The sequence below is a fragment of the Pseudomonas triticifolii genome (assembly GCF_014358015.1).
In the GTDB taxonomy this organism is placed as follows: Bacteria; Pseudomonadota; Gammaproteobacteria; order Pseudomonadales; family Pseudomonadaceae; genus Aquipseudomonas; species Aquipseudomonas triticifolii.
In genome coordinates this window covers 65,375-86,080 of record NZ_JACONV010000011.1, presented here as the reverse complement: position 1 = coordinate 86,080, position 20,706 = coordinate 65,375, and the positions used below count along the sequence as shown (strand labels likewise).

The following is a 20,706-nucleotide window of genomic DNA, read 5'->3' as shown; positions in this document are numbered from 1 at the left end:
CATATGGGTTTGCAGTCCACGAAACAGTCCGTTGGAAAACCCAGTGAAAATGGGTTCAATCACTTTTGGAGTCAGCGTGGCGAATGGGTTGAAGAGCCCAACGTGCGTCGCGGCGGCGAAAGTGGTGTGCAACGGGTTGTCACGGGTGACGGGCAAACCCTCTACAGCAAACGCCAGACCGGCCATATTTATCGCAGCCTGATGCATCCGCTGGGGCGTCCTACCGTATTGCGTGAGCGAGACGCTCTGGAAGGCCTGCGCAGGCTGGGCGTCGGTGTGCCGGAAATCGTTTTTTGCGGCGCTGAACGCAGTGAAGGCAATGAGTGGCGGGCGCTGCTGGTCACTGTTGCGCTGGACGGTTTTGAAGAGTTCGACAAGTGGGTTTCAGGCGGCGGACGTGAGCAATACGGCGAACTGCTTTACGAGCAGATGCTCAACGAAATCGGCGTGACCCTGGCTCGCATGCACCTGGGGCGCTGGCAGCACAGCTGCCTGTACAGCAAGCATATCTTTGTCCGTGTGACAGGCGAAGGCACACAGGCGAGAGCCGAGGTTGCCCTGCTTGATCTCGAGAAGGGACGACGTCGCTGGACGGCGTACGGAGCAGCACAGCACGACATGAGGCAACTCAAACGCCATTCGTCATTCAGCGCCGCAGACTGGCAAAAGCTGGTCTACTTTTATCAAGCGGCGTTTGGCAGCTCTATCAAAGGTTTAGAGTCATGAAGCTCGAAATGGCTAGAGGTTTGTTCGTGTTCGCGGCATTGGCGACAGCAACACTTGCCACGGCTGCGCTCCATCAGCCTGAAACGAAGATCCTGAGTGCCCAGCATGGGGAGGGTCATTGCCCTTTGCCACGCGTGATCAAGAGTCAGGTATCAGTGAAACCCGATCATGATTTGCTGCTCCTGATGTACAGCCTTGCCCAGGGAACCGGGTCAAGAAATTGAACATGCTTTCAACCTGAAAGGCCCCTGTCGGGGCCTTTTTTATGGGCGGATTTTAGCCGTGTAGTCTGTCTGAAGGACCTGGTAGACCCCGATACGCTAAAGGGGCAGGTTATCTGCGTATCCATCCGGCACCATGAGCAAGGCAACGCGCGGCATGATCATCATGCGGCGATGCAACAGCCCCGACTTCCCGGAGTATTCGACGCGGACCTTTGCTCCGGTTCAATCTCAATCGCAGTGTTTGAAAGTTATCGGGCCACGCAAGTACCTGAAACAGATGTGGTGGGGCGTTTATTGAATTTCAATAACTGAGGAAGTTTCTTACTTTTTTAAAAGACTGTTCTGGCATAACGCTGTTGGCGCATATGTCATCTTTCGTCGGATGTTTACCGAGCTGTCAGGGCTCGAGCAATGTGCCGAAGGAAAAATGTCGTGGCCCGTATCTGGACGAAAATAGTGACTGCCTTGCGCGGCGGTGCCAGCGAAGCAGCAGGTGTCATTATGGCCCGGCAGGCGCTGCACATCCTCGATCAGGAGATTCAGAGCGCCCAGGAGCGTCTCGACGTCAGCCGTTCCAGCCTCGCCGGCCTCATGGCCAAAAATCTTCACGCGAAACGACAACTCACCCAGAACCAGGCGCGCGTCGCATTGCTGACCCGCGATGCCGAACGAGCGCTTCAGGGGCAAGACGAAAGTGCTGCCCTGGACATTGCTGCGCGCATCGGTCACCTGGAGAGGCTGATGGTTGAAGACGCCCGCATCGCCCAAGGCTACGCCACCGCAGTCAGCAGTCTGAGTGCGGGTTTGCGGGTCAGTGAGCAAAAGCTCCTTGCGCTCAGGCAGCAGGTCGAAGTGGTGCGCACCACCGAACGTGTGCAGCAGGCACAGGGGATCTGGTCGGCCTCCTGCGGCGACTCGGCCGACAGGTTGCGCAAGGCCACTGATGGTCTGAACGACATACGACAGCGCCAACTGGAGACAGAAGCGCGCCTTGAGGTGCACGAGGCGTCGAGTCTGGCTGACATCGATCTTGAGCAGCGGCTGCGCGACGCCCGGATCATCTTGGACAGTTCCAGCGCGCATGCCGTGTTGCAGCGAATCAAGAGCAACAGCCCGCATCAATCTGCCTGAGTCGAAAGGATCGCGACATGACCCGTTTTATCGAGACAGCACTATCGTTTCCGGTGGTGATATTCAGTCTGCTGGTTGCCATCGTCCTGGTTTACTGGTTGTTGGTGTGCTTTGGCCTTCTTGACGACGGCGCTGCCGACATCGACATGCAGGCTGTTTCGGCTTACGACCATGCAAGTGTCGAATCGGGCAGGGGGCTGGTCGCCCGTCTGGGACTGTCGGGTGTGGCTCCCTCCATCCTGCTGACGCTGATCAGTGTTTCAGGCTGGTGGGTGAGCTACTTCAGCCAACGGCTGTTCATCGATCAACTTGCGCTTGGTTTTTTCTATTACCCACTGGGGTTTGTCAGTGGGCTAACGGCCTTGGCCGTTGCGTTGATATCTACACGGCTGATCATTGCCCTGTTCAGGCCCCTTATCAGACGGATCAAGGGGCCTGGGCCGAAGCCTGTCTGTGGACAGGTGGCGGTCGTCACCAGCCAGAGCGTGACCTGCAAAAGCGGACGAGCGCTGCTGAATGATGGCGGCGCAGGGCTGCTGCTTCAGGTTCGTACCTTCAGTACTCCCGGGTTTCAGCGCAATGACCGGGTCGTGCTTCTTCAATACCTTGCTGACGAGCATGCCTACCTTGTCGTCAGCGAATCGGATTTCCAGGGCTGAGCCCATAACGGAGTAATACAGCATGCTGGACATGGCCCTGCCATTTCTTATCGTCCTCTGCGTTGCAGTTCTTGCCTTGATCGCCCTGGCGTTACTGATCAAGACGTTTTACGTCAAGGTTCCACAAGGCACTGCGTTGATCGTCAATGATCTGTCCAGTCGCCCCAAGGTCTACTTCACCGGAGCCATGGTGCTGCCTTACCTCTACTTCATGGAGAAAATGAAGATCAGCGTGATCACCCTGGAAATCGACCGTAAAGGCAAGGGCGGGTTGATTTGCCGGGATAACATGCGGGCTGATATCACCGTGGCGTTTTTTCTGCGGGTCAACGAAACCCGCGAAGACGTGCTCAAGGTCGCCAAGGCCATCGGCGTTCAGCGTGCCTCCGACAAAGGGGCCGTCAACGAGCTGTTCAATGCGAAGTTTTCCGAAGCGCTGAAGACCGTCGGCAAGCAATTCGACTTCGTCGAGCTGTTCGAGGATCGCGTTCGCTTCCGCGATGAAATCGTCAATGTGATTGGTCAGGACCTTTCCGGCTACGTGCTCGAAGACGTGGCCATCGACTTTCTGGAACAAACGCCCAAGGTCGAGCTTGATCGGGACAACATTCTCGACGCCGAGGGTATTCGCAAGATTACCGAGCTGACTTCCGTTCACAACGTCATCACCAATGAGCTTGAGCGTGACGAGGCACTGAAGATTCAGAAGAAGAACGTCGAAACCATCGAAGCAAGCCTGGCGCTGGAGCGTCAGGAAGCGGATGCCCTGGCCCGGCAAAAGCGTGAGGTCGCGTCGGTGATCGCCCGCGAGCAAGCCGAGACGCTCAAGGTTCAATCCGAAGAACACCTGCGAGCCGAGGAGGCCCGTATCGCCGCCGCGCAGCGCATTGATGTCGCTGCGGTCAATCATCAGCGCGAGGTGGACGTCGCCAACCAGAACAGCGAACGCGTCGTGATGCTCGAGAAGGAAACCGTCATTCGCGCCCAGGCCTTGGCGCAGGTCGATCGTGAGCGCGAGGTATCGCTGAGCCGGATCGAGCGCGACCGCCAGCTTGAGGAGAAGCGCGGCGAGATCGCCAGCGTGACCCGCGAACGCGTCATCGTCGAAAAGACCGTGGCGCAGGAAGAAGAGGCGATAACCACCTTACGCATGGTCGCCGATGCGGATCGCAAGAAAACCGTTGTCCTCACCGAAGCCCAGGCTCAGGCCGAGCGCGATCTGGTGTGTCTGGTCAAACAGGCCGAAGCCGATACCGTGGTGTCGGAGTACCGCGCCAAGGAGTTGGTGACATTGGCCGATGCCGATCTGCGCAAGGCCGAGCGTGAGTCGCAGGCCGCGATCAAGCGAGCCGAGGGTGTGCGTGCCGAGAAGGCCGCGTCAGGCCTTGCCGAAGCCGAAGTGCGCATGCAGATTGCAGAAGCCGCCGAGCGTGAAGGTCAGGCAGAAGCACTGGTACTCCGGCAGCGTCTGTTGTCCCAGGCCGAGGGGGACCGGGCTATTGGCGAGTCGGATGCAGGTGTTCGGGTACAGATAGCCGAAGCCATAGAGCGCGAAGGGCTGGCAGAAGCTGCGGTGCTGAAGCAGCGCCTGCTGTCCCAGGCTGCGGGAGACAAGGCCATCGGAGAATCCCGAGCGGCGACCATTCAGGACGTTGGCGCCGCCGAGGCCCAGGTCTTGCAGAAGCGTTTCGAGGCTGAGGCAGCCGGACTGACCGAGAAGTTCGAAGCAATGCAGAAGTTGACGGGGAGCGCCCGTGAGCATGAAGAGTTCCGTTTGGCCCTGCAAAACCAGTTCGACATCACCATGGCAGGTATCGCGGCCAACGAGAAAATCGCTGAACAACAGGCAGAAGTGCTGTCGGCTGCGATGAGCAACGCCAGCATTCAGTTTGTGGGTGGAGGAGATAACGGCGTGTTCGACTCGTTCGTGAAGTCTCTTTCGGTCGGCAAGGCTATCGAAGGCCTGAACCAGAGCAGTCCGCTTGCCGCTCAGGTCATCCAGACCGGGCTTGGCATGCTGGCCAAGGTCGCCAGTGAGCGGTCTTCCGAGCGTCGAGCCGAAGGCCAGTAATCTCCTCTCCATCGCCCGGTGTCGCCGCCGGGCGCTTCTCCACGTAAGTGACCTGCCCACCCGGATTGACCCATGTCCCAAGATCAGCTTGAAAACCCGCCCCAGGAAGCGTCTAACACGGCGGTGACTGAAAGCGGGGCCTACGAAGTATTGCTCAAGCGCCTGCAAGAGCAGGGCAACACCCTGTCACAACAGGTCGATACGCTCAACGCGCAGAGGCTTGAGGTGTTTGGTTGCAGCTCCATGGAGGTGCTGGGACGTACTCGACTGCGCACGGAAAACAACTGCATTGCGAGAGACATCGCCCGTGTCGGGCAGGAGCTGGTGTTTGGCTACAACGTATCGCTCGGGCTCAACGTGGAAACCCGGATCGAGGACGTTTTTACGCTGTACCGTTTGAGCGAGGGCGAACAGGGTTACGAGGCCCGGCCTCTCGGTCTGGAGGGGACATGGCTGGATGACCCGCTGTTTCGAAAGGATTTCGCGGAGCTGTATACCTATTACCGTGATGCCCGACTGCTGGAATTGCTCGTGTCTGAAAACCGACTGCTGGCCAGTTTTCAGTTCGGCGAACGCATTACGGATGTTCGTGTGTTTCGCTGGTCACTCAGTGCCGCAGGTCAGGACGTACGCTATCTGGATAACCGTGGCGAACGCGATATCACAGCCGTACCGCCTTACGATTTCGAGTGGGTTCGTGCCGGTCGGGAACTGATCGTTAACGATCGAATTCCGCGCATCAGTATTCTGGACAGCGTGCATATTCATCTGGACAGCGGCGATCTTGTGATCAGTATCGAGAGTCCGTCGGCGTCCGGGCTTGAGCTGTGCCGTGAGGCGCTGGTCGAAAAAAGCCAGTCGTTGCCCGACCTGCAGGTGGCCTTCGCCAAACTGGGCAACCTGATTCTGTTAAGCGTTCGGCCCTACAAGGAGTCGCAGTGCCGATACATGGTCTGCAACCTGAAAGCATTCAACCTGACCCGGATCGATGCCATTGGAACGGCCTGTCAGCAACTTCCTGACGACCATGGCATTGTATTTCCAGGCGGGCTTTACCTGCAGAGCGGCGAGCACCGGACGTTCGAGTCAGCGTTGCACGGCATGCTCTTCAAACGATTGTTGCGCTCGCCCAATGGCGAGGATTTCCTGTACATCTTCCACGATGCAGTGGAGGGGCGCTCTGCGCTGTTCACGTACAACACCATCCGCAGGCAATTGCTGGCACCGGTATATGCCCACGGTCATGCGCGTCTTGAAGACGGGCGCATGGTGATTTTCACGGCCGACGTCGAACCGTCCCGCAACCACCCCGTCCAGATCTGGCAGACACCTTTTTTCACCGAAGAATACGCGGCGCAACAACCGCTGAATGATTCGTTCATCGGCCGGATCGGTAATGCCGAACTGGTGCGCGGCATTTCCGACCTGTACGACCTTGCCAGGGAAGCCCGTGCGACCCGTGCAACGGCTTCGCGCTTTCTCGGCCTGGGCTCGCGGGTCGCGGTTCTGTTCGATAAACACCACTGGCTGAGCCACGAAAGCATCGCGCCGGTCTCAGGTTCGCTGCGCGGTATCGCTCACAGCGGTACCTCGATTGCCGACGAGTTCGAGAAAGTCGAGCATGTGCAGGCGCACTCCGTTCGCCTGATGCAGGAGGCGAGGCAGCGCTACGTTGCACTTTCCAGCCAGTTACGCCTGGAAAGTGGTGAAGGGATTCAGGGTTTCGTTGCCCGACTGGACTCGATTACCGAGTTGCGTGGCTATCTTCTGACCCTCAGGGAACAACGCTATATCGACATCGCCGCGATTGATGAGATGGAGCAGAACCTACACGCTGAGTTCGAGCGTGCCGCCGGGGAGGCTGCCGGTTTCATGTCTCAGCCCGACGCCTTGCTGCCCTATATCAAGCAGCTTGATGAGCTGGATCTTGGGGTTCAGGCCTCTGCTTCAGTGTTCGAGCTGGAGCAGCCTTTGAGCGGTCTGGCGAAACTGGCGACAGGTCTGGAACTGTTGTCCGGACTGGCCAGCTCGCTGAACGTCGAGGACGCCACGCAACGCACTTACATTGTCGAAGCCATCTCGAACGTTTATGCGCGCATGAACCAGTCCATGGCGCATGCTCGATCGCGCAACAAAGTGCTGGCGTCATCCGAGTCCGTTGCGCAGTTCGCGGCGCAGTTTCAACTGATCGGTCAGGGCCTGACCCACGCATTGTCGCTGGCGAACAGCCCGCAAGCGTGCGACGAGCAACTGTCGAAACTGCTGATTCAGCTGGATGAACTGGAAAGCCGCTTTGGTGAGCATGAGTCGTTCCTGAGTGACGTCATTGCCCGGCGCGACGAGGTCATCGATGCCTTCGAACAGCACAGGCAGACCCTGATCGATGCTCGGCAGCGCCAGGCTCAGGGCCTCCACGAGGCGGCCACTCGTATTCTGGACAGCCTGCCTCGTCGGCTTGCCAACTGCGCTGACATTGACCGGCTTAATGGTTTTTTCGCCAGCGATCCGCAGATACTCAAGCTGCGCGAACTCTCGGGCCGTCTGCGTGGCCTTGAGGGCAGTGTGCAGGCCGATGACATCGAGGCTCGCCTCAAGGCGGCTCGCGATCAGGCGGTAAGGGGGCAGCGGGACAAGGCTGATCTGGTCGATGCCAGCGGTACGCTCTTGAAGCTTGGACCAAGGCATTTGTTCAGCATCAATACTCAGCCGCTGGACCTCACCCTTCTCCCGCGCGACGAGCAGCTCTGGGTACACATCACCGGCACCGACTTTTTCGACCGCCTGAACGACGAAGCCATTGCCTCGTTCAGTGCCTGCTTTCAAGCCAGCCTGGAGTCCGAGTCCGACAGCGTCTATCGCAGTGAGTACCTTGCCGGACAGGTGCTTGATTCGGCTGCGCACGCAGGCACCGACCTGTCGCACATGACGTTCGTGCAACTGGAGCAGCACATCCGGCAGTTCAGCACGGCGCTCTACAAGGAAGGCTATGAAAAAGGCGTTCACGACCATGATGCGGCGCTGATCCTCCAGCAGGTGATGCCGTGCATGACCGCCGCTGGCCTGTTGTATTTCAGCCCGGCGGCCAGGGCGCTGGCCCTGATTGCCTGGCATCTGCCGGGCGTCTTCGAATCCAGGATGAAGGACTGGCCGCGCCGGGCGCGCTCCAGTGCTGCGGTTCTCAGACTGTTCAATCACCCGGACGGCGTGAACGAGATGCGCCACGACATCGCGTTGACGCTCGAGGCTTTCGCGACGGAAACAGGCTTGCCGGTCTCTCCTGGTATCGTGTCGCAAAGCGCAGCGTATCTGGCAGCGGCACTGATGCAGGAGACGCTGGCGTTCGAGGTCAGTGGGCATGGCTGGGCCATTCTCGGCGCGCTTGAGCGGCGTCTCGATGCGCAAGGCTGTAGCGATGAACTGACTGACGCCGTTCACGCAATGGCGGGGGATCTGCGTGCGCAGTGGGCGCTGATCGGGCACTGGGTGGTGGGAGCCTGTCGCGATTCGGAGCAGAGAACGCTCGCTCACTTTGCCCCTGAAGCGATGGCCTTGCTGTTGTTGCGCTTCGCCGGCAAACCGACATTGCGGATCAATACATCGTCCCTGGATATTCGGGTGAACGGCCTGCTGGGGGACCATCCAACCCTAAGTGCTGGCTCCATGGCGTTCACGCTGGACGATTTCTTCACACGCCTTCGCCATCATCGCGAGGTGTTCGTACCGCAGTTGCAACGTTATCAGACGTTGCGACAATCAATCATTCGACGTGAGCGAGAGGCGTTGCGCATCGATGATTTCAGGCCACGTCCTCTCACGTCGTTCGTTCGCAACCAGTTGATCAATGACGTCTACCTGCCCCTGATCGCCGACAATCTGGCCAAACAGACGGGCACCGCCGGGGAGGGCAAGCGCAGCGACCTGATGGGTTTGCTGATGCTCATCTCTCCGCCCGGTTATGGCAAAACATCGCTGGTCGAATACGTCGCCTTCCAGTTGGGAATGGCATTGGTAAAGATCAACGGGCCTGCGCTGGGCCATCGCACTCATTCGCTGGACCCTGCGCAGGCGGCTGACGGCCCTGCGCGCCAAGAGCTGGAAAAACTCAATCTCGCGCTTGAAATGGGTAACAACGTCTGCCTGCTGATAGACGATATTCAGCACCTGTCACCCGAATTTCTTCAAAAATTCATTTCGCTGTGCGATGGGTCCAGACGCATTGAAAATGTCTGGAAAGGCCAGACCAGAACCTGCGATCTGCGCGGCAAAAAATTCTGCATCGTCATGGCAGGTAACCCGTACACAGAGTCGGGCGAGCTGTTCAAAATCCCCGATATGCTGGTCAACCGCGCTGATGTCTACAACCTTGGCGAGGTGTCAGGCGGCAGCGAAGCGGCGTTTGCGCTCAGCTATATCGAAAACTGCATGACGTCCAACCCGGTATTGGCACCTTTGGCCAATCGCGACATGCAGGATCTTTATCGACTGGTCGAACATGCCAGAGGCGAGGTGTTCAGCGCCACTGATCTGGGCCACGACTACAGCCGCGCACAGGTGAACGAACTGGCTGAAACATTGAGTCGCCTGATGGTTATTCGGGACGTGCTGCTGCGGGTGAATGCGGCGTACATCGACAGCGCCTCTCAAGCCGACAAGTACCGGACCGAACCGCCTTTTCGCTTACAGGGCAGCTATCGCAACATGAACAAGCTGGCCGAGAAGGTCTCTGCTGTCATGAATGAATCAGAGATCGATCAACTGATTTCAGATCATTACCGTGGGGAGTCGCAATTGCTCACTCACGGCGCGGAAGAAAACCTTCTGAAACTGGCTGAATTGCGCGGACAACTGAGCGATGAGCAGGCCAGCCGCTGGGAGCAGATCAAGAAGGCATTTATTCGCAATCAAGCGATGGGCGGTGACAGCGCTGACGTAGGCAATCGTATCGTCGCTCAGCTCAGCGACGCGGTTGAAGGTATCCGCGCCATCGCTGATCGGCCGCAACGCGCCTAGGCCAGATGCAAATGGTTGTCCCAGAAGCCGGTCGGCAGGTCCAGTGGTTTGGCCAGCAGTTCCGGCTTGCGGCAATCGTAAAACCGGCAGCGACCCTGGCCGGATGTCACGACAAAACCGTCTGCGACAGCGCCGACGCCTGCACAGTCTGGCAAGGGCGCGTCCAGCTTTACTGCGCCGCTGTCCAGGTCCCAGATAAAGAACCGGTTGCCCCGAGGGGCGGTCAGTGCAACCAGACGCAGTTCACTGTGTACCGCAACACTGGCGGTGTAATGGTTCATCGCGCGCAGTTGCTCTTCGGCCACCGGAAACGGCTGAAAAGGCTGACCCGGTCGCTTGATTGCCAACAGCTCGGACAACTCGTGCGAGTCGCCCATGAATTGCTGACCGGCGACAATGGTCCCGTCGCTGGCGATGCCCATGTGCCGCACGCTGTTCATCTGCTGGGAGAGGGTTTCCTTGCTCAGCAACGTACCATCGCGCTGCATCAACACCAGACTGGGCTGCATGGCGTTGAGGTTCATCTCGACGCGGCTTTCGGCCTCGGTACGAATCCCGCCGTTGGCGACGACCAGTGTTTCGCCATCCGGCATCCAGGACACCTGATGTGGTCCGATCCCGTGAGTGGAGATCTCGGCCGAATGCTCCAGCCGTTCGCCGACGAATCGATACACGCCCAACAGGCCACGACCGGGATCGCGCGTGTCATTTTCCGTTGCGTACAACCATTCGCCATCGCGATGAATGACCGCGTGGCCGTAGAAGTGCCGATCAGGTCGGGAGGTGACGGTCTGCAAAAGGCTCCCGTCGCGCAGGTCGATCAGATAGCTTTCGGTGCCCGGGCGGCGTGCAATGAACACCGCCAGCGGCAGGGACGGGTGATTGATAATGTCATGACAACGCTGTCCCACCTGAGTGGCGAACACCTGTTTGCCGTCAAGGCGGTAACCCACCGCGTAATGCCTGCCGTCTGCATCGTCGCGGGCAGAGAGTAGCAGCGGTCCCTGATCCTTTTGCTTGAACAAGGTCCAGCCGCCCAGCGTACAGGCGCTGAGCAACAGGCTGCCAATGGCCAGGACCTGACGTCGGAACATCACTTAACCCTCTCGGTCAATCGCCGTCGTTGGCGTTGAAACCCAACTGAATACCCAGCGCCTTGGCCAGCTCTCCTTCGTGCAGGCGATGGACCACGTTCAGGCTGTCGTAGAACGCAGTGAGCTGCTGGCGGCCGGCTTCGGTGGCCAGCAAGTCAGCCAGTGGCGGCTTGAGTTCCGACAGCAATTTGCGGCTGGTAGCGTAGGCCGTGTCGATTTTATCAGCCAGCGGTTTCTGCTCAGCGGGCAGCAGGCTGCGCAGGCCCTTATTGTCGACGCCGGTCCACACGGTTTCGGCGCTCGCCAGACTGGCTTCCAGACTGCTGAGCGACGACTTGCTGCGCCACGCATCGGCCTGGAACGGCTGTGGCTGCCCCTTGCTCTGGCGACCCAATGGCGTGCCGAGCTTTTTCTTGAGGGTGTCCAGTGCTGTTACCTGAACTCGCAGCAGTTCGGCGATAGCCTCGTGAGAGTCGGCGTAACGCTGATTCGGAAACTTGCTGAGCTGCGCGAGCATGCCGTCGTTGGTGTTCCAGCGGCTGAGGATTTCCTCTGCCAGCGTCTTCTGACGATCACCAATGGCCATCAGCAGCGGGCAATAGCGGGCTTTCTGCTCAGCGTTTGCCATGTCGATTTCAGCGTCGAACAAAATGTACTCGTAAGCGGACAAGCCTTGAACCACAACGCTGGCCTTGGACAGCTCTTCGGCGTTGATCTGCGGTTGGGCAGTGACCAATTGCTCGACCTGACGGCCGACCAGATTCTTCTTGTCCGGCCAGAACTGCACCTGCCAGGCGCGATTGCCCTCGGCCAGCGGACCAATCAATAACGGTTGCAACTCTGCCCAGGTTTTCTGAGCTTTCAGGAAGTCGGCACGTGCCGTTGCCAGATCCGTCTTGCCCTGACAGAACGCCAGCGCGCTGCTCGCCAATTGACGGTCGGCCTCCACCCAGCGGCTGTAGGTCGGCAGGATCACCTGCTTGGCAATGGCAGCAGACGTGACAGCCTGAGGGTCTGATGGCGAACAGGCACCCAATGCGAGAGCCGCAAGGCTGGTCAGCAACAACTTGGGTCGGAACATGTCCGGCTCCTTAATCTTGAAAAAGAAAAAATCACAATGAGTTCAGAAAGGCCAACAGCGCCTCGCGCTGTTCGGCGTTGAACGCCAGTACCTGTCGCTGCGCCGCCTGGGCTTCGCCGCCGTGCCAGAGTATGGCCTCAAGGGCATTGCGCGCGCGACCATCGTGCAGCATTTGCGTATGACCATTGACCGCCGAGGTCAGGCCAAGCCCCCAGAGTGGCGGTGTGCGCCATTCGCGGCCAGTGGCTTGAAATTCCGTGCGATTATCAGCAAGTCCTTCGCCCATGTCATGCAGTAACAGGTCGGTGTAAGGCCGAATCTCCTGATTGGCGAGTTCAGGCTCGGCGGCGTCCGCCCGGGTCTTGAACGACGGGGCATGGCACTGCTGACAACCCGCCTCGAAAAACAGATTCTTGCCCGCCAGAACCTTTGGGTCCTCCACGTTACGACGCGCGGGTACACCAAGGTTACGCGTGTAGAACTCGACAAGGCGCAAAATATTGTCGCTGACCTCAGGCTCACCGTCCGGGCCATTGCCATTTGGCGCGGCCAGGCAATCGGTCTGGGCTGGTGTGCAATCGTCAAAGCGGCGCAGGCTAGTGGTCAGCCCCATGTCGCCGGAGAACGCATGGACATTCTGCTGGTTGAGGTTGGGTTGCCCTGCTTTCCAGCCGAAGCGGCCCATGACGACTTTCTGTTGCGCATCGTCCCAGACCCAGTTGGCCCGGCCCGAGATGCCATCGCCGTCTTTGTCATCCGGGTCAGCGTTGGCCAGAATCGCATCATCGGGAATCGCTTCAAGCAAGCCAAGGCCGATCATGGGCGGCGCGATCCGCGCTGAAACGTGAGTGTCGGGGTGCATGGGGCCGTAGCCCAGTTGGGTAATGCGCAACGTAGGCTGACGCAATTCGACCGCCGTGCCATCGCGGAAACTGACCGTCAGCGCATCGTATTCGACACGCACCTTGCCCTCGGGCGCAACGCCGGGGTTCGCCATGTCCTGCAACTGCCCGCCATAGGTCGGTTCGGGCAGCACACCGTTGCGCTGTATCAGGTCGGCAAAGGCCGGATCGTCAGGAATCGACAGCCTGACCAGCATCGACACGGCATTGGTGTCTCCGGCCTCGGGCGGGTGGCCTCGGCCATCCTTGATGTGGCAGTTCTGACACGCATTGGTATTGAACAGCGGCCCCAGCCCGTCCCGCGCCGTGGTAGTGGACGGGGCGATAACCCAAGGGCTGCGAAAGAAACTGTTGCCCACGCTGAAGTCCAGACGACGCACCGGAGACAGATTGGCCGATGGCATGGAGAACGCATTCTGGTCGCTCTTCCTCACAGTCGCACTGCCACCTGACAACGCCTCGCCCGGTTCAGCCTGCGTGAAACGCGGGGCGTCATCGCACGCGCTCACGACCAGGGTCATGAGCAGCGCAAGAGATAGACGAAGCCGCGTAGCCATACACATCCTGCAAAGAGCTGCAAATCGGGGCGTGCAAGCTTATCAGCCTCTTGAGGTTTGAATAAGAGGGATTATCGTTTGCTGTCTCTCAAGCAATGTGTTGTTACGAATTCTCCAGGTCAGCGGCCGCGTTGTTGCGCGCTTCATGCGCTGTCTTTGCACTGAAGTAGTCAAACACACTCAGCCCCTTACGAAGCGTCTTGCGCACGGCTTTGCTTTGTTCGATCAATTCGTCGCTTGGGCGTTGCCATTGCTCGGGCGGCAAGGGTCTGGACCAGTTGAGCACGGCCTTGGGAAACGCTTTCTTGGGCAAGCGTTCGACCCAGGCTGCGATGTGGCAGGGCAGGGTCCAGCCGCTGCAGAACTGGATGAGCAGAAAGCCGAACAGGTAGCGTATGTACCCGTGATCATGGCGATAGCCCTTGCGGCACATGTGGAAGAACTCGACGGTGCCTTCCTCCATGTTTTCGCCCATCATCGGTTGTGGCAGCGCGCTGGGGCCTTCTTCCATGTAAGCGCGAATCGCCTCCCACTCGCCGACGGCCATGCCGAGGGTGTAGCTGGGCACGGTCAGCCACACCACCTGCCCGTCGGACGCGTCCCGCAGGCCGATCATCAGGGCAAACTTCTGCTGCGTGCCGTACTGGGTGGCGACCACACTGCTGCTGACGCAGGCGATGACGTCTTCCCAAGGTGTGAAGCGTGGCGGCTCGCCGCGTTTGGCAACGTAGGCGACTTCGCGGCGTTGACGGTTGAAGCGGGTGGGAGGGATTCTGGAGTGAGGGTAAACGGCGTGGACGAAGCAGCAGAAATACATGAGTGCTAAGCCACCAGAGAATCCCCATATGTAAGGATTTGGCAGAAAAAGGGTTAGGAAGATTTCAAAAACAGGTGATCCATATTTGAAATGATCATCAATCCCCAGCGCGATGGACAGCAGCATAAAAAAAAACACGATAAACATGACCGGCCCAATGCTACAGCGCACTGCAAACTCTACCGTTGCACTACTTAGTCCAAAGTCTAGGTAAACCTCATTGGCATGCTGATGAAGGCTGCGTGAGCTAAAGGCTGCAACACCCGTTGGCACTGGTCGTGGTGCAAGGTAGAAAACCTCCGTGCCGGACTCATTTTCAGTATCTCCGGCTTTGGGCAAGCGCTCGTATTTGTCAGAGGTCATTCAAACGTTCTCTTGTGATCTGTGTGATCGGGAGTTGTAGAGTTTCCGCAGGTTTCTCGACCGATGCGCTGACAGGCTTGTTCACAGCGTCTATGCCAAGCGGAATGCGGTAAGTCAGGTAACCCTGATCGGCTTTTAGATAAGTCGTTACCAACGCTGGCTTGACTGCCACGCGCATGAGCAGCAGAGCGTGATGCCCTTGCCAGTTGTTCGGAATCTCCAGCGCCAGGGTCAAGGGAGATGCGGCGACTATCGAGAGCCCTTGGCAAAGGGCTTCGCTGACATCCTGTGTATCGGATACGTTCTGCAACTGCGCCGACCAGCGTAATGACGTATCGTCGAAGCTGGTGCGGGTCAGGCCGGGCATCACCAGGTGCAGGCTGCGCACAGGTTCGCCATCGACCTCGCGATGGATCATGCCCTTGTCGAGCAGGGTGGGACGCAAGTTGGTTTCAGCGAGCTTTTGCGCGTGACCAGGCCAATCCCAGCCCTCCGGTTCTTTGCCCCAAAGACAACCGAGTAACCAGCGCTGTTGGTCATCCAGATTGAAGTAGTTGTAAAGCGATTCCCCGCCTAATTGCAGTGCGGTGGAGATAAGCCCCCAAGGTGTCATGCGCATCCCGCACCGCAGGAAACGTGCGCCTCGTGTTGCCCAGGCCAGGCTGGCGACCAACTTTCGCTCGGCTAAAGGTGCTGCTCTGACTTCTCTAAGAAGGCCATATAGTTCAATCATGGCGTGGCCAGTTAGTATCGAGTTAACAGCGGTAGATCCGATATCGCCCGCCAGTGCCATCCCGGCACCGAACTGTTCACCCGTTGTGCCAAGGTCCAGCGCAGTGGTCCATTTTTCCCAATTGTTCAATGTTGTGCCTACGGCACCCAGCAGGCTGAGTGGCGCAATTAAAGCACCCAAGCCCAGGCCCAGTTTCCCCAGCCGGACCGCAAATAATCCCCCCGATGTTCCTGCAGGATTACGTGCCAATCTCTGTAGTACGTTGTCGACCAGCGCTATATGTGCGGATTGGTAAACTGAAAGCGCTGCGGCTACAGGTGAGAGCAAAGCCCCGCCTAATATTGCTATATCCTTCGCAGCCCTATTTCCATCAGACTTCTGCCAAACCGCCCAAGCCTCCCCCAGATTCCCAATCTGCAACGTCATCGCCAGCAACGGAAACAAGCTGCCTGTGAACGCTTTCCCGGCTGCCCCCGGGGTCGCATATCCTCTGGTGACTCCCGCCCGCAAACGCGCAATCTCATCTTCCAGCACACGCAACTGCGCGTCGCTGATGTTCAACTTCACCCCGATGGACCCGTTGACCGGCCTGCCGGTCGGGGTGATGGCGGTCTCCAGTTCCCGGCGCACGGCGGCCAGTTGGTTACGTGTCTGTAGCAGTTGCTGCTGGTTGTACTGCCTGTCGTAGGTCAGTTCATTGCGCTGGGTTGGGGTCAGCGAGTGTTTGCTGCTCAGTTTGCTTAGGCGGTTTCGTTCCCTGAGCAGTTCGTTTTCGGTGTGGATCAGCTGGTTCAGACGCACGAACGCGTCACGGTATTTCTGCACGTCGGCTTCGCTGGCAATGCTCAGCGTGACGGCTTCTTGTTGCATCGCCACCAGCGCGCCCAGGCGTTGGGCTCGATTGTTGTGTTTATGAAAGCTGTCCAGATGCTGGCGCACTTGCGCGTCGTTCAACTTGTTTCTCATCTCCACCATCCACTGCTCCATACGCAGGGCGATGGACGGGATGTAGCTGGCAAGGACCGCCTGATGCAGCGGCTGTGCGGCCGCAGGCAGATGGAGGGTGGTGGTCCAGTGATTGCCCATGATGTGGCTGACGTCAGTAATACGGTTCTGGGCATCGACCAGGCCCGATCCGACGTTGCGAATATCATCCAGCCACTTGAGCAGATCGCCTGACTTGGAGCGCAGGAAATCCAGGTTCAGGCGCCCATAAAATACCGGCATGATGTAATGCGGATTGCCGTGAAAATAATCGCCCACCTTCTGCAGGCTTTCTTCCGTGCGACACAGGTCTCGGGTGCAGTTGAGCTCCATGGTCAGCGCGTTATTCAACTGGTCAGGGTGATCCGGATCGAAGTACCAGGCGCTTCGATAAAGTTCGCCCTGGGTGAACAGACTCAAACGATCATGGGTGATGTCGTCCAGTCGTTGAGTCCAGCGCCTGAGGTGCGAGCGCTCTTGCGCCAGATAGCGTTGCATCTCGCCATGACGAATCAGGTCGTTGATGCCGCGTGAGCCCAGACCGACACCGTTCAGTGTGCCCTGGCTGTTTTCCTCCAGCGCTTCGATATCCGCTTCGAGCTCCTTGTAGCGCTTCTCGCCCAGCGCCGATTTCATCTGCGCGTGCTTGTTTTCCATGTCCAGTCGGGCGAACCGGGTTTGAGAGCGCTCCTGGTAAACGTCGCCTCGCATAGTGGAATATTGGCCAGTTGTTCGATAAACCGGCTCTGGTCCCAAGCCTTTCTCCCGACGCCACTGGTTACGGGCGTTGAGGTAGTCGTAGATGCGCGAACGTTGCGGCGGCGTGGTCTTCTTCAGCAGCGTTGAATCGGGGTTGACCTGGCGGGCAGTGGTGTCGCCGATGGTCATCAGCGTGTCGATGTAAGTAGCCGTGAGAAAGCGGGTTTCGTTGTTGTTTCGCTCGCGCCATTCCTCTATCCAGCCGACCACGGTGTCCTGTTCTTCGGCCAGATCGCGGAGGATGCCGATGCTGTCTTCGAGCACCAGGTACAGATGGCTTTTCTCGTGGTTCGCTTTGATTAGATGTTTCAGCTCACCCAGGTGGGCTTCGCGAAACAGAGACTGATGCTCCCAGATGTAATCCTGCTGCTCCGCGTCCGGGATGTCGGGTGTCGAGCATTGCTGTGCGGGGCCTTCGGCGAGTTCGGCGAGCTGTTCGCTGACCTGTTTTTCGACGCGCAGATGAACGCCGCCTTTCAGGCAGTCAGCCTCGGCCAGATTCACTTTCTGCATGAAATAGAAACGGTCTGCAGCGCTGCCAAGAATGTGGGCGCATTTGGCAGCGGTCCATTGCAGTTCCGAGTAGGCGACGTAAAGCGTGCTGTCTTGGGGAAAGACCAGCGCGTGTTCCCCTGAACTGGTCTGGCGGATGTCCTGAACCACCTCGCGGCCCTGCCAGAGCCGCTTGATGGGCACACCTTTTTCGATCCGGTATTCGTGCAGGTAGCCGGTGCCGTCATCGATCACATACAGGTAGCCATCGCGAAGCAGGCGTAGGCCCACGGGGCGCTTGAGGCCTGTGTACTGCGCCGAATCCGGCTGGCTGCGAAGCCGTTCGACCCGGCCGTAGCGCAGTGGCAGCAACTGGATTTTGTTGCTCGGGGACGGGCAGTTATTCGCGTTGCTGCGGGTATCGGCATGGCGTCTGGTTCTGGATTCCCAGAAGGCCTTGTCCATGACAGGCAGTTTTTTCGGTGTATCCAGTGGGGTCATTGTGCGGTTCCTTCCTGCTGACGAGCGTGCAGGACCACAAGCCAGTTGGCCTGCTGTATACGCTGCGACGGGGTTAGCTCAGAGGTGTCGAGCAGCAGCGCCCGGATTTCAGGATGAGCGTCGTGCGGTTCGGTGGCGAGAAAGCACATGACATTGGCGTAGTGGAAGATATCCACTTCGCTTTTGAAGCCTTTTTCGTACGCGCTGCTGGCCAGCGCATGCACCTGTTGGTAACGCACCCTCAATGGCGCTTCAGCCAGGTAGTCGGGGAAAAATCGCCGCAGATGCTGATTGAGGTTGATGACGGTCAGACGAAAGATGGCATCGCCCAGCGCCTCGATCTGTTCGGGACTCAAGCGATACACAGCGTTTGTATCCAGAACTGCTGCCTCACCAATGCGGGTGTGGCTGACCCACTGCTCAGTCATCTTGTCGGCGGCATACACCTGATCGATGGGGCCGAAGATACGGTGGTCGATGTGCGCGGGGTGCAGGCTGAACAGGGCGTTGGCGACCGACGCGTCGGACAGATTGAGGTAGCAGGTCTGACCTGTGGGCTTCTCCACAAACATCAGCCAGCGCAGATGGCTGACAAGGGTTTTGCGGTCGGCAGGGCTGAACAGCAACAACCCCCATTCTTCACGGGCATGGGCCAGAAAACGCGCAAGCATGGGGTCGTGTGGGCCCTGGATCTGAATCAGGGCCGGTGAGCGTTCGAGCAACTCGCTGAACCGCGTCTGCAGGAACAGCATCGTGCAGGCCTGGCTCACTTCCCAGTCAAAGATCTTTCTCTTCAGGTCAGGGACGTTAGCTGCGTTGAGCAGCAGGTAAGCGTTTTTCGACCAGGGCAGATCGAGTGGGCCGGTTTCAAACTCTGGCATGTGCGCGCCTTGACGAGGGCAGGGGCGCGGATATTCCGTGGTGTCGGAAGTGTGATCAATACGCTGAATAGCGTTTGGGAAAGGCCCTACGTACAGCGCTGAAATATCGCTGGCAGGGTTGGTTATATCTGTTCGGCGGGCAAAAAAATGCCGGTCAGCGAGACCGGCATTTTCGTGCGTCAGACCATGCTGCGGATCAGAACTCGTGGTCAGCGTTGTCCGGGTTCAGATCGGTGATGCCCAGTTTGCCTGCGGCCTGCTCGATGGCACCGGTCTGTTTGACCAGTGCAGCGATGGCGTCGCGGACAACCTGATTGCCAGCGGTATTGCCGGCTGCAATCAGCTGGTCAAAGTGTTCACCCTTGTTGGCGTGATCGACGATGGCCTGCAGCTTGGCCTGAGTGTCATCCAGGTCGGCGCGCAAGGTGGCGTCGGTTGCAGGGTCTGCCTTGGCAACCAGCGACGAGAGGCTCGGGCCGCTGATCTTTGTGCCGTCGGTGCGGGTGTATTCGCCAAGGTAAACGTTGCGAATGCCCTTACCGTTGTAGAAGTGCGAGTTGTGCGTGTTGTCGCTGAAGCAGTCGTGTTCGTCTTCGCTGGAATTGGCTTCCAGCGCCACTTTCATGCGTTCGCCCGCCAGTTCACCCAGCGACAGGCTGCCCATGCCGAACAGCATCTTGCGCAGGCCGTCTTCGCCGGATTCGGCTTCCAGTGTGGCGCGATAATTGTCAGCGACGCCGGCTTTCCAGTTGCCGGACATTTCTTCGAGGTCACTTACCAGCAGGTCGGTGACCGCTTTCAGGTAGGCGCGGCGACGGTCGTTGTGGCCGCCGGTGGCGCCCGCGCCTTCAAGGTAGTCGCTGGCCGGACGGTTGCCCGCGCCAGGGCCGGTGCCGTTCAGGTCCTGGCCCCACAGCAGGAATTCGATGGCGTGGTAGCCGGTGGCGACGTTGGCTTCGGAGCCGCCCAGTTCGTTCAGGCTGGCAAGCTTCTCGGAGGTGATTTCCTTGACGTCGACCTTGTCTTCGCCGACCTGGATTTCAGTGTTGGCGATGATGTTGGCGGTTGCGCCAGGGTTGCCCAGCGCGTGCTGGTAATCCTTGGCGACGTAGTCGATCAGGCCTTCGTCCAGCGGCCAGGCGTTCACCTGTCCTTCCCAGTCGTCGATGATGGTGTTGCCGAAGCGGAAGACTTCGCTCTGCATGTAAGGCACGCGGGCAGCAACCCATGCGTCGCGAGCGGCTTTGAGGGTTTCGTCGTTGGGCTTGGCCAGGAAGGCATCGACCGCAGTGCTCAGGTTCTTGGCACCGGCTTCGGCGTCGCTGAACACTGCAGAGACCATGGCAGCGTAATTGGCAACGACCGCCTTGGCCGCAGCGTCATTGGTCTGGGCGGCAGCCGCCGGGGCAGGCGCAGCAGGTGTCGGCGCAGCAGCAGCCGGCGCCGCCGGAGCGGCAGGCGTAGCAGCTGGAGCGGGGGCCGCAGCCTTGTCCTTGCCTTCGCCACAACCGGCGAGAGAGATAGCGATGGCCAGCAGACTGGCTGTTGCCAGAGGCATACGAATCATGACGGAATCCTGCGTCTATAGGGGTTATGGCGGCGGGCGCCCAGAAAAGCTGCGACATAATGCGAAAGATTTGCATTCTATGTAAAGGCAAAACGCCCATCGCGTCGCGATCAGGCATTGGACAGGTTGTAACATTCGGTTTCAAGACTGGTGT

13 protein-coding genes are annotated in these 20,706 nt (G+C 58.9%); 6 read left to right on the top strand and 7 right to left on the bottom strand.

Translation table 11 applies throughout. From position 1 onward, the window contains the following. The first annotated feature begins 3 nt into the window (after positions 1-3). From H8S56_RS15675 to H8S56_RS15650, 6 genes are all read left to right on the top strand, one after another. The gene (locus tag H8S56_RS15675) at positions 4-726 is read left to right on the top strand and encodes a lipopolysaccharide kinase InaA family protein (RefSeq protein WP_024686733.1); all 723 of its coding nucleotides are present in this window, start codon (positions 4-6) and stop codon (positions 724-726) included. Beyond that, positions 723-950, top strand: coding sequence for a hypothetical protein (locus tag H8S56_RS15670; protein ID WP_024686734.1), 228 nt, complete (start codon positions 723-725; stop codon positions 948-950). Before H8S56_RS15675 ends, H8S56_RS15670 begins: the two co-directional genes overlap by 4 nt. A 432-nt stretch (positions 951-1,382) precedes the next feature. Then, on the top strand, positions 1,383-2,081 hold the full coding sequence (locus H8S56_RS15665) for a PspA/IM30 family protein (protein WP_187519143.1): 699 nt from the start codon (positions 1,383-1,385) through the stop codon (positions 2,079-2,081). 17 nt (positions 2,082-2,098) lie between these two features. Continuing rightward, the gene (locus H8S56_RS15660; RefSeq protein WP_187519142.1) at positions 2,099-2,740 is read left to right on the top strand and encodes a hypothetical protein; all 642 of its coding nucleotides are present in this window, start codon (positions 2,099-2,101) and stop codon (positions 2,738-2,740) included. 22 nt (positions 2,741-2,762) lie between these two features. Next, positions 2,763-4,811, top strand: coding sequence for a hypothetical protein (locus H8S56_RS15655; protein WP_187519141.1), 2,049 nt, complete (start codon positions 2,763-2,765; stop codon positions 4,809-4,811). Between the two features lie 72 nt (positions 4,812-4,883). Next, on the top strand, positions 4,884-9,821 hold the full coding sequence (locus H8S56_RS15650; protein ID WP_187519140.1) for a DNA repair ATPase: 4,938 nt from the start codon (positions 4,884-4,886) through the stop codon (positions 9,819-9,821). On the opposite strand, the gene H8S56_RS15645 is transcribed toward H8S56_RS15650, so the two are convergent. The 7 genes from H8S56_RS15645 to H8S56_RS15615 all read right to left on the bottom strand — a co-directional run bounded on the left by H8S56_RS15645 (position 9,818) and on the right by H8S56_RS15615 (position 20,552). After that, positions 9,818-10,915: a DUF1513 domain-containing protein gene (locus tag H8S56_RS15645; RefSeq protein ID WP_187519139.1), complete on the bottom strand. Its 1,098-nt coding sequence runs from the start codon at positions 10,913-10,915 to the stop codon at positions 9,818-9,820. The genes H8S56_RS15650 and H8S56_RS15645 overlap by 4 nt on opposite strands. Positions 10,916-10,931: 16 nt before the next feature. Next, the gene (locus H8S56_RS15640) at positions 10,932-11,996 is read right to left on the bottom strand and encodes an imelysin family protein (RefSeq protein ID WP_024695651.1); all 1,065 of its coding nucleotides are present in this window, start codon (positions 11,994-11,996) and stop codon (positions 10,932-10,934) included. 31 nt (positions 11,997-12,027) lie between these two features. Further along, entirely contained in the window at positions 12,028-13,455 is a 1,428-nt protein-coding gene (locus tag H8S56_RS15635) for a di-heme oxidoreductase family protein (RefSeq protein WP_187519138.1), read from the bottom strand. A gap of 103 nt (positions 13,456-13,558) precedes the next feature. Continuing rightward, positions 13,559-14,635 (bottom strand): DUF6708 domain-containing protein, encoded by a 1,077-nt coding sequence (locus H8S56_RS15630; protein WP_235986799.1) that lies wholly within the window; start codon positions 14,633-14,635, stop codon positions 13,559-13,561. After that, positions 14,625-18,104: a toxin VasX gene (locus tag H8S56_RS15625; RefSeq protein WP_187519137.1), complete on the bottom strand. Its 3,480-nt coding sequence runs from the start codon at positions 18,102-18,104 to the stop codon at positions 14,625-14,627. Before H8S56_RS15625 ends, H8S56_RS15630 begins: the two co-directional genes overlap by 11 nt. Beyond that, positions 18,101-18,985, bottom strand: a complete 885-nt coding sequence (locus H8S56_RS15620; protein ID WP_187519136.1) for a DUF4123 domain-containing protein — start codon at positions 18,983-18,985, stop codon at positions 18,101-18,103. Before H8S56_RS15620 ends, H8S56_RS15625 begins: the two co-directional genes overlap by 4 nt. A gap of 196 nt (positions 18,986-19,181) precedes the next feature. Beyond that, the gene (locus H8S56_RS15615) at positions 19,182-20,552 is read right to left on the bottom strand and encodes an imelysin family protein (protein ID WP_187519135.1); all 1,371 of its coding nucleotides are present in this window, start codon (positions 20,550-20,552) and stop codon (positions 19,182-19,184) included. Positions 20,553-20,706 lie beyond the last annotated feature (154 nt).